Below are 9,793 nucleotides of genomic sequence, written 5' to 3'. Positions count from 1 at the left end.
GTGACCACCGTGAGCCGGTGCGCCTGCTCCTTCGCGATGTCGGCCAGCACCGGCACCATCTGGCGTCGAACCGAGCGGGCGCCCAGCGGCGGGTCGGGAGGGCGGGCCCGTCGGAGCGGGCGCCCACGGTCGGGACGGCGGGCCGGTCGGAGCGACGGTCAGAGCGGATCTCCCAGCGGCCCGAACTCCGCCTCCAGGGAGTCGGCCCAGTGGGCGGCGAAGTCCGGTCGCGTGCCGTCGGCGTCGGTGAACCCGTACTCCCGGTAGAGGCCCCAGGTGGCGAGCGCCCGGCCGGTCTTGGCCATCACGGCGGGGTCGGCGGCCAGCGCGGCGACCGCCCGTCCCAGGTAGGCGGGGGTTTCCGAGTGGGCGAAGTTCGGGTCCTGGGCGACGCCGTCGCGCCAGTTGGCCTCCGTCACCCCGAAGTGCTCCAGCATGGCCTCCGAGCGCAGGAAGCCCGGCGTGATCGCGACGGCCGCGACGTCGTGCGGCTTCAGCTCGGCGGCCTGCGCGACGGCGAGGCGGATCACCGCGGACTTCGCGAGGTCGTAGAAGAACGAGCCGCGGTAGCGGGCGGTGTTGCCGTCGGTGACCTCCACGACCAGACCGCTCCGGCGCGCGACCATCAGCGGCAGTGCGAAGCGGCTGGTGATCACATGGGTCTCCACCGCCCGCCGCAGCAGCCGCAGGCCGGTGTCGAGGTCCTGCTCCCACAGCGGGTGCGTCCAGTCCGTCAGCTGGTCCCCGCCCCATACGGAGTTGACCAGGACGTCGAGCCGGCCGTCCTGTTCGGCCGCGATCCGGTCGACCAGGGCGCGGACCTCCGCCGGGCGGCTGTGGTCGGTGCGGACGGGGACGCCGACGCCGCCGGCGGCGGTGATCAGCTCGGCGGTCTCCTCGACGGTCTCCGGACGGTCCAGGTCGGAGCGCCCGGCCGTGCTGCTGCGGCCGGTGACGTACACCGTCGCGCCGGCCGCCCCGAGCTCGACGGCGATGCCCCGCCCGCCGCCCCTGGTCCCGCCGGCGACCAGCGCCACCTTCCCCGCCAGCGGCCGGGTGTCGTTCGTCATGCTTCCTCCAGGTCGTGGCGGTGCCGGGGTGGCTGGTGCGGGGCCAGGAGGGCGTCGAGCTCCCGGCGCAGCCGCTGCGCGAGGGTGCCCCGGCGGTCGAGCGCCCAGACGAGGCCCACGCCGGCGGTGACCGCCTGGACGGACCCGGCCACCGCCGCGACGTCCGTCCCGGCCCGGAGTTCGCCGACGGCGACGGCCTCCGCCAGCAGTGCCCGGATCACCCGTTCCTGGGCCCGGTGGGCGGCCAGGGCGGGCTCGTAGAGCTGCGGGTCCGTGAGATCCGTGCACAGGAAGGCCAGGTGGTTGGCGAAGCTCTCCGGTGTGGCCATCGGAGCCATCGACTCGACGACCAGCGCGGCCAGCGCCCCGAGGACCGATGGGTGCGCCTCCCGCACCCGGCCGTGCAACGCGTCCGCGTCCTTGACGGACTGTTCGGCGAGCGCCACCAGCAGGCCGTGCTTGGAGCCGAACCGCTGCACGAGGGTGCCGGGCACCAGCCCGACCTCGCGGGCCACGGCGGCCAGCGTCAGCCCGGCGGGCCCCACCCGGCCGATCACCTCGGCCGTCGCGCGCAGGATCACCATGTCGTCCACGCCTCGGGGACGTCCTGCCATCGCTACCCCCTCATTAATAAATGCCTGTTCATTTATTAAAGCTCCCGATCGCCCGCAGGGCAACCGGGGGCCGCGGGCCGCCGCGACGGCCGGTCTCACCGCCAACGGAACCGGGCCCCTCGATCACGCGGCCACGAGGTCATGAGGTCACGGGGTCGCGGGTCACGGGGTCACGCGGGCCCGTTCAGGAGCGTCTCCCGGTGCAGCCAGGCGAGGTGGAGCAGTTCCGCGCCCGCCGGCTGCATCGGCTCGCTGGTGGTGAGGCGCTCGACCTGTTCGGCGGTGAACGGGATCCCCACCGCGTGCCCGGCGCCGTCGTCCAGCCGTACGCGGTGCCCCTCGTCGTTGGTGGAGACGATCCGCGCGAACACCGTGTCGAACAGCTCGGCCTCGAACACCGCGACGGTCAGCAGGTCGGTGACGAAGGTGAGCGGGTCCATGCCCAGGCCCAGCCAGGACACCCGGAGCGTGCCGGCCGCGCGCGCCTCGGTCAGGGTCCGGTTGAACGGCCACCCGGCGTAGTCGATCGGGGCCGCGCCGCTGCCGTAGTCCTCGCTGCCGCCGAGCAGTTCCTCGCTGAGCTCGCGCACGACCGCGCGCCACAGGTCGAAGTCGTTGGCCTCGTTCCACGGCGCGTCGTGGGAGGCCTGGAACATGCCCACGGGCATGACCTGGAAGAGGCCGCCGCCGGTGGCGACCTTGGCCGGGTCGCGCCGGTGCAGGACGAACTCGGCCGCGCCGGTCCGCCGGTCGTGGCGGATGACCAGGGTGCTCACGGCGGTCATGACCGGCCGCCGGTCGAGATCGGTGGGATCACCGAGGGCGGCCCGCAGCGGCGTGGCGCCGCCGGCCGGCACGGGCCGGCCGGGCCCGGCCAGCGCGGCGGCGGCGTACTCGTGTGCGGCGGCCTCGCAGACGTTGATGACGTCGAAGTAGGTGCCGCGGCCGAAGGTCAGCGTGGGCGCGGCCGCGTCCGGCGCCACCGCCAGGAGGCGGTAGCAACTCCGGTCCTCGAACAGCTTCGGCCTGGCCAGGTCGCGGACGGCGTCGGCGTAGCAGGGGTACGGGGTGCCGTCGTCGCGCCGGGCGCGGGTGGCGTCCAGCTCCGGGCCGCGGCCGTCGACGGGGGCGGCCGGGGTCCGCTCCTGCCACCGGAGCCGCACCCGCTCCAGGGGTACGGGCGCCTCGGGAATCCAGTGCTCGCGCGCCAGCAGCCGCCCGCCCGGCGCGAACCGCCGGGCGGCCTGCTCGGCCGCGGCCGCCCGGGTCAGCTCGAAGCGGTGGCGGTTCAGGTGGTCGCGCACCTGCCGCCAGCGGGCCCGGCTCGCGGCCGGGGTCACCTCCGGCGTGCCGTCCGGCGCCGGCTGCGGGGTGGTGGACACGGCTCTCCTCGGGGGTCGGCGATCCGCACCGGCGGCCCCCACGCACCGCGGGGGAGGGCAGGTGCGTCCGGGGTCCGGCCAAGTATGCCGAGCCCGGCGGTTGCCGGCCGCTCAGCCCCGCCGGCCCTCGTCGCCCGGCTGATCGGGGAGCAGGGGGAACAGCCGGGTGATGAGGGCCACCGGCCGGGCGCCCTCGGGCCGGGCCAAGGGGCGCTGTTCGCGGTGCTGGTAGGGGGCGAGCGCCTGCCGGACCGCGGCCGCGACCCCGCTCATCTCCTCGGGCGTCAGGTAGGCGACGGCACTGAACGCCTCGTCGTGCCGCCATGCGGCGGGCGCCAGCTCGCGTTGGCCGAGCCATCGTCGCCAGCTCTCGTCCTCCAGCCCCCGGGCCAGGTCGCCGAATTCCTCCGCCGAGGGCGCATTGGCCTCCGGCGCCTCCTGCCGCAGACGCCAGGGCCGTGCGCGGCCCCCGGTGTGCGGCGCTTCCTCGATGAGTCCGTGCCGGGCGAGCTGCCTCAGGTGGAACGAGCAGAGCCCGGAGCTGTGCCCCAGTCGCGTCGCCGCCTCGGTCGCCGTGACGGTGCCGACTTCGGCGAGCAGCTCCAGCAGGGCCGTGCGGACCTCGTGTGCGGGCAGCCGGTCCTCGGCCCGCCGGGACCGACCGGGCGGGGTGTTGACGTCTTCTTCAGTCACTTTGCAAAGTCTGCTACTTTGCAAAGTGACTGGCAAGCGGTCCATCGCAGGGTGGGCCAGAGGGTGAGTGGGGGAGACAGCATGTCCGTTCGTCACGAGCGGCCCGGTCCCGTCGACCGGCGGGTCCGGGTCCAGGGCAGACCGGTGGACTCCTACCCGGCGCTGTCACCCGAGGCGGAACGCGGCTCGGTCCGCCGGGTCACGGAGGCGGGCGAGGAGATCCTGCACCGCCCGTGCCGGGAGGTCACCGAGTTCGGCACGCCCGAACTGTCGGCACTGATCGACGACATGTTCCTCACCATGCACGTGGCCGAAGGCGCCGGCCTGGCCGCCAACCAGGTCGACGTCGACCTGCGGCTCTTCGTCTACGACTGCCCGGACGACGACGGGATCCGGCACGTCGGCCACATCCTCAACCCGGTCCTGGAGCTGCCGGAGCCGGGCGACCGCCGACTGGTCGACGACATGGAGGGCTGCCTCTCCGTGCCCGGTGCCGCCATGGCCGTCCCCCGCACCGACCACGCCGTCGTGCGCGGGTTCGACCAGGACGGCAAACCGCTCGTCATCGAGGGGACCGGCTACTTCGCCCGGTGCCTGCAGCACGAGAGCGACCACCTCGACGGCCACACGTACCTGGACCGGCTGTCGAAGCGGGACCGCAAGGACGCACTCCGGCAGACGGCGGACCACCGGGAGACCGTCTTCGCCCAACGCGCCGCCAGGGCCGCCACCTTCGCCCGCTGATGGGTCCGACGGCAGGGACCATCGGGGGCCCGTGCTCCCTGCCCGGACCTGCCCCGGCCTGGCTCGACGATCCCGGTCGGGTGGTCTGACGGGTGGTCTGACGGATACGGTCGCGGCCCCGGTCGTCGGGTGACGGCCGGGGCCGGGCCGTGTCAGCCGGTGGCCTCCGCGGCGAGGGTGCACAGGCGCTTGGTGGCACGGGTGAGGGCGACGTACAGGTCGCGTTCGCCGCCGGGGCGGGCGGCGGCGATGCCGTCCGGGTCGAACACGACGGCGGTGTCGAACTCCAGCCCGCGCGCCTGTGAGGCCGGCACCAGCCGGGCGTGCCGTTCGACGCCCGCGGCCGCGAGCTGCGCCGTCCGGTCGTCGGCGCAGATCACCCCGATCAACTCGCCGGGGTGCGCGGTGCCTTGCTCGCGCAGCTCCCGCAGGAGGGCGGTGACGAGCGACGCGGGGTCCGCGGCGAGGGTGCGCGGCACCTCGCCGTGCCGGATCGAGCGGATCGGTGTGCGGTCCGGGGCGATCCGGGCGAGCAGGTCCTCGGTGACGGCGAGGATCTCCTGGGTGGTCCGGTAGCTGACGGTCAGGGTGCGCAGGTCGTAGCGCCGTCCGAGGTCCGGGCCGAGCGCCTCCTTCCAGTCCCGGGCCACCGTCGCCGGGCCCGCCTGGGCGAAGTCCCCGACCAGGGTCATCGACCGGCCCGGGCAGCGGCGCACGATCATCCGCCACTGCATGGCGGTGAGTTCCTGCGCCTCGTCGACGACGACGTGCCCGAACGTCTGCTCCGGCAAGCCGTCGACCAGGCCGGCCGCCTCGTCGAGGAGTGGCACGTCGCCGTCCGTCCAGGGCGCCTCCGGCGTGCGCCGCAGCAGGGCCAACTGCGCGTCCGTGAAACGCTGCAGGTGCCCGGCCGGATCGTCGACCTCCGCCAGCAGGGTGTGGACCACCTGGCCCGGCGTGAGCCGGGGCCACAGGTCTTCGACGGCCCGGTCGAGCGAGGCGTCGTCCAGCAGGTCGGCGCGGACGGCGTCGGCGTCGAACTCGTCGGCCCCGGTGGCCGGCGCGTCGTCGAGACCGAGGCGGCGCAGGTCCGCCGCGGCGGCCCGGTCGAGGTCGAGTCCGGTCAGCTCGGCGACCTGGGCGTCGATCTCCTCCAGTACCTCGGCGCCGCTGCGGGCCAGCTCGTCGACGAGGGCGTCGACCAGCAGCTCCTTGAACAGCCGGCGCGCCGGGTTGTGCGCGAGACCGTTGCTCCGCGCCGACTCCCGGGCCCGGACGACCTCCGCCTCCGGGAGCCGGATCCACTCCCGGCCGACCCGGACCTCGAAGTCGCCGCCCGGGGCCTGCCGGGACCGGACCACGGCGGCCAGCGCGTCGGCGAGTACGGAACTCCCCTTGAGGCGCGCCACCTCGAAGGGGTCCGCCGCGCCCGGTGCGACGCCCGCCAGTTCCTCGCACGTCGCCAGGACGACGTCGTTCTCGCCGAGCGAGGGCAGCACCTGGGAGATGTAGTCGAGGAACCGCGCGTTCGGCCCCAGCACGAGCACACCGCGCTCGGCCGCCCTCGGGAACGCGTACAGCACGTACGCGGCCCGGTGCAGCGCCACCACCGTCTTCCCGGTGCCCGGACCGCCCTGCACCACCGTCACCCCGCGGTGCGGCGACCGGACGATCGCGTCCTGCTCGACCTGGAGCGTGGCGACCGCCGCCCCCATCCGGCCGGTCCGCCTGGCCTGGAGCGCCGCCGCCAACGGACCGTCACCGACCACGTCCTGCTCGGTCGGTGCGGAGCCGTCGAGCAGTTCGTCGCTCACCCCCACCACCGTCCGGCCCGTCAGCCGCAGATGGCGCCGTCGCCGCAGCCCCATCGGGTGCACCGGCGTCGCCTCGTAGAACGGCCGTGCGGCCTCGGCCCGCCAGTCCACCAGTACCGGCAGCTCGTCGGAGTCCCGTTGCAGCCCCAGCCGCCCGATCCGCAGGACGGTCCCGTCCGCCAGGTCGATCCGGCCGAAGGCCAGCCCGTCCTCGGCCCCTTCCAACCGCCGTACCTCGCGCGCCAGTTGTTCGGCCGCCAAGTCCCTCTCGTACACCTCGCCCGCGCCGTCGGACGGCGCCGCGAGGACGCGCGCCAGCTGCTCCCGCACCCCGGCCAGCCGCTGGTCGAACAGGTCGCCCAGGGCGGAGACGTGCACCCGCTCAAGCTCCACCTCGCGGGCGGCAACCTCGTTGATCTGAGACAAGAAAGCCCTCTCGGCTCGATCCACCACTGTTTCGAGGCGCCACTATGCAGAGGGAATCCGGGAAAGTAAATATTGACCGAACCGGGTGGAATATGACCTCTGGTGCACACCCCCGGACCGACCTGCCGTTCCGAGGGAGGATGCCCTCGCCCCGTCGCCCGGTCGCGTGCTCGGCCGCGCCGGCCGGTCGAGGACTGCCGAGTGACTGCCAGTCCGACCAGGCGGTCGAGCCGGCGGTGACCTGCCGGATGTGCCGGATGCTGCCGCCGGTGAAGGGGGCGAAGACCTCCGGGCGGCCGTCGGCGTTCGGGGCGACGACCGGGGCTCCGGCGACACCGCCGGCGAGCGGCCGCAAGTTCCACCAGCTCCCGTCGTCACCGGCGGTGTACTGCCAGGTGTGCCAGAGCGGCCCGCTCGCGCCGTCGTGGACGAAGGTTTCCAAGTGGCCGTCCGCATGGCGCCGGCCCAGGAGAATTGGGCACGCGGCGCGGGTTTCTGACTGGGCATCGGGAGACCGGGAAGGCGACTGCCCAGGGCTCCGGCCGAGGCGCTCCCGGCCTCGCGCGCTCCCCGTGCCCGAGGGCGCGCCGGAGAGGCGTCCGAGGGCGTCACGGCCGGTGCGCGCGTAACGTACAGGTGTCAACTACCTGCCGCCGGCCCGCACCGGGCCGGCCGGTCACCGGTCACCGGTCACCGGTCACCGGTCACGTAAGGGGAAGATCATGGAAGACCGAGCACTGGGCAGCCAGGGCCTGACCGTAGGCGTACAGGGTCTCGGCTGCATGGGGATGAGCGCCTTCTACGGCGCCACCGACGAGACCGAGTCCCTGGCGACCATCGACCGTGCGCTGGAGCTCGGCGTCACCCTGCTGGACACCGCCGAGAGCTACGGACCGTTCCGCAACGAGCAGTTGCTGGCCAAAGCGCTGCACGGGCGCCGGGCGGACGCGGTGGTGGCCACCAAGACCGGAGTGGAGCTCGCGGACGACGGTCGGGCGTCCGGGCTCAACGGCCACCCGGAGTACGTGCGGCGGGCGCTCGACCGGTCGCTGCGGCACCTGGGCACGGACCACGTCGACCTGTACTACCTGCACCGCATCGACCCCGGGGTGCCGATCGAGGAGACCGTCGGCGCGCTGGCCGAGCTGGTGGCCGCCGGCAAGATCCGCTACATCGGCGTCTGCGAGGCGTCCGCACGGACCATCCGGCGTGCCCACGCCGTCCACCCGCTCACCGCCGTGCAGACCGAGTACTCGCTCTTCGAGCGCGGCATCGAGCACGACGGGGTGCGGGAGACGCTGCGGGAGCTGGGCATCGGTCTGGTCGCCTACTCCCCGCTGGGCCGCGGCTTCCTCTCCGGCGCGATCACCAGCCCCGACGACTTCGCCGCGGACGACTGGCGCCGGACGGATCCGCGCTTCCAGGGGAAGAACTTCGACCGCAACCTGGAGGTCGTTCGCGAGGTCCGCCGGATCGCCGCCGCCAAGGGCGTGACGCCCTCCCAGCTGGCGCTCGCCTGGGTCCGGCACCAGGGCGCCGTCGCCATCCCCGGCACCAAGCGCCGCAGCTACCTGGAGGAGAACGTCGCCGCGACCGAGGTGGCCCTCACCCCCGAGGACATCGCCGCGATCGAGGCGGTCGCACCCCACGGCGCGGTCACCGGCGACCGGTACCCGCCGGAGTACATGAAGACGCTCAACGGCTGACCGCCGGCCGACGGAGCCCGCGCTCCGGGGGTGTCAGCGCCACCAGGAGGGTGCGGCGGCCACCGCGGCGTCGACAGGTCCGCCTTGGTCACGGTGTCGTCGCCGAGCGGGCCGCGACGGCACCGGCGAAGCCGTGCGCCAGAAAGGCGGCGACGACGGGCCGGTTGGCGACCGGGACGTCCGGGACCAGGGGCGGGGTTGCCTGGGTGCGGCAGGGCCAGGCTCACCGGCCGCCGACAGGGTAGGAATGACCTCGTGCCGCCGGGCACCGCGGACCGCGGCCCGGCGATCCGATCCGCGTCGGATCGGCCCCGCGGGCGCGGTGCGGGACGCCCGGGCCTCCCGCGCCGCACCCACGGAGCCGGCCTCCTCCTCCACCGGGTCGGGTCATGAGCGACAGCAGCAGTTCCTTGGGCGAGTACCTCCGAGCACGGCGCGAAGCCCTCCGGCCGCAGGGCGTGGGCCTGCCGGAGCACGGCCGCCGTCGGGTCCCGGGGCTGCGCCGCGAGGAGGTCGCGATGCTGGCGGGCGTGAGCGCCGACTACTACACGCGCCTGGAGCAGGGGCGCGAGACCAATCCCTCGCCCCAGGTCGTCGACGCCGTCGCGGCCGCCCTTCACCTCGACGGCGAGGCGCTCGACCACCTGCGCCGACTCGTCCGGGCACCCCAGGAACGCCGGGGCGCGCCCGCCGGGCACGAACGCGTCGGCCCCCAGCTGCGGCGACTGCTCGACAGCTGGCCCGACACGCCCGCCTTCGTCCTGGGGCCCGCCCTGGACGTCCTGGCGTACAACCGCCTCGCCGGCGCCCTGCACAGTGGGTTCCAGAGGTTCGACAACCTGGCCGGGATGGCCTTCCTCGACCCCGCCGGCCGCTCCTTCTACCGGGACTGGGAGCGCTCCGCGCACTCCTGCGTCGCCGAACTCCGCGCCGCCCACGGACACCACCCCGACTCGCCGCGGATCGCCGAAGTCGTCGCCGCCCTGTGCGCGCGGAGCCCGGAGTTCGGCGAGCTGTGGGCGCGGCACGACGTGCGGGCCAAGACGCAGCAGTCGAAGCGGCTCGCGCACCCCGAGGTGGGCGCCCTGGAGATCGAGTTCTCCGCCTTCACCGTCAACGGCGCACCGCACCAGCAACTGGTCGTCTACCAGGCCGAACCCACCGCTGCCGCCGCCCTGGCCGGACTCCGCGCCCGGGCCGGGCTCACCCCGACGACGCGGGTGCCACCGGCCCGGGCGCTCAGCACCGGCTGACCCGGCGCCCCCTTCGCGCCACACCCCCGACCCCGCGCGTCCTCCCGCCACACCCGCAACCCGGCCCGCCTCCATCGAGGCGGGCTGGGTG

General features: G+C 74.5%; 8 protein-coding genes. 3 read left to right on the top strand and 5 right to left on the bottom strand.

The window, feature by feature from the left end; genetic code table 11:
* Positions 1-158: 158 nt before the first annotated feature.
* The 4 genes from ABZ497_RS25715 to ABZ497_RS25700 all read right to left on the bottom strand — a co-directional run bounded on the left by ABZ497_RS25715 (position 159) and on the right by ABZ497_RS25700 (position 3,759).
* Complete coding sequence (locus ABZ497_RS25715; protein ID WP_359808567.1) at positions 159-1,070, bottom strand: SDR family oxidoreductase; 912 nt, start codon at positions 1,068-1,070, stop codon at positions 159-161.
* Positions 1,067-1,684 (bottom strand): helix-turn-helix domain-containing protein, encoded by a 618-nt coding sequence (locus tag ABZ497_RS25710; protein WP_359808565.1) that lies wholly within the window; start codon positions 1,682-1,684, stop codon positions 1,067-1,069. Before ABZ497_RS25710 ends, ABZ497_RS25715 begins: the two co-directional genes overlap by 4 nt.
* A gap of 170 nt (positions 1,685-1,854) precedes the next feature.
* A complete protein-coding gene (locus tag ABZ497_RS25705) occupies positions 1,855-3,066 on the bottom strand; it encodes an XRE family transcriptional regulator (RefSeq protein ID WP_359808563.1) in 1,212 nt (403 codons plus the stop codon).
* Between the two features lie 111 nt (positions 3,067-3,177).
* Positions 3,178-3,759 carry a helix-turn-helix domain-containing protein gene (locus ABZ497_RS25700; protein WP_359808561.1) on the bottom strand — a complete coding sequence of 194 codons (582 nt, stop codon included), beginning with the start codon at positions 3,757-3,759 and terminating at the stop codon, positions 3,178-3,180.
* Between the two features lie 81 nt (positions 3,760-3,840).
* Between ABZ497_RS25700 and def the strand changes: the two genes are divergently transcribed.
* A complete protein-coding gene (gene def, locus ABZ497_RS25695; RefSeq protein ID WP_359808559.1) occupies positions 3,841-4,503 on the top strand; it encodes a peptide deformylase in 663 nt (220 codons plus the stop codon).
* 152 nt (positions 4,504-4,655) lie between these two features.
* Here def and ABZ497_RS25690 read toward each other — a convergent pair whose 3' ends face one another.
* Complete coding sequence (locus ABZ497_RS25690; RefSeq protein ID WP_359808557.1) at positions 4,656-6,743, bottom strand: ATP-dependent DNA helicase; 2,088 nt, start codon at positions 6,741-6,743, stop codon at positions 4,656-4,658.
* A gap of 722 nt (positions 6,744-7,465) precedes the next feature.
* Between ABZ497_RS25690 and ABZ497_RS25685 the strand changes: the two genes are divergently transcribed.
* Complete coding sequence (locus ABZ497_RS25685) at positions 7,466-8,449, top strand: aldo/keto reductase (RefSeq protein ID WP_359808555.1); 984 nt, start codon at positions 7,466-7,468, stop codon at positions 8,447-8,449.
* Positions 8,450-8,838: 389 nt separating this feature from the next.
* Positions 8,839-9,702 carry a helix-turn-helix transcriptional regulator gene (locus ABZ497_RS25680; RefSeq protein ID WP_359808554.1) on the top strand — a complete coding sequence of 288 codons (864 nt, stop codon included), beginning with the start codon at positions 8,839-8,841 and terminating at the stop codon, positions 9,700-9,702.
* The last annotated feature ends 91 nt before the right edge of the window (positions 9,703-9,793 follow it).

This window comes from Kitasatospora sp. NPDC005751 (genome assembly GCF_040630835.1).
In the GTDB taxonomy this organism is placed as follows: Bacteria; Actinomycetota; Actinomycetes; order Streptomycetales; family Streptomycetaceae; genus Kitasatospora.
Note: the sequence above shows the minus strand (reverse complement) of the source record. Positions and strands in the feature narration are given on the sequence as shown.

Excerpts from the sequence above, each read along its gene's own strand:
- def (WP_359808559.1), top strand. The coding sequence starts at position 3,841 with ATGTCCGTTCGTCACGAGCGGCCCGGTCCCGTCGACCGGCGGGTCCGG.
- ABZ497_RS25685 (WP_359808555.1), top strand. The coding sequence starts at position 7,466 with ATGGAAGACCGAGCACTGGGCAGCCAGGGCCTGACCGTAGGCGTACAG.
- ABZ497_RS25680 (WP_359808554.1), top strand. The coding sequence starts at position 8,839 with ATGAGCGACAGCAGCAGTTCCTTGGGCGAGTACCTCCGAGCACGGCGC.
- ABZ497_RS25710 (WP_359808565.1), bottom strand. The coding sequence starts at position 1,684 with ATGGCAGGACGTCCCCGAGGCGTGGACGACATGGTGATCCTGCGCGCG.
- ABZ497_RS25715 (WP_359808567.1), bottom strand. The coding sequence starts at position 1,070 with ATGACGAACGACACCCGGCCGCTGGCGGGGAAGGTGGCGCTGGTCGCC.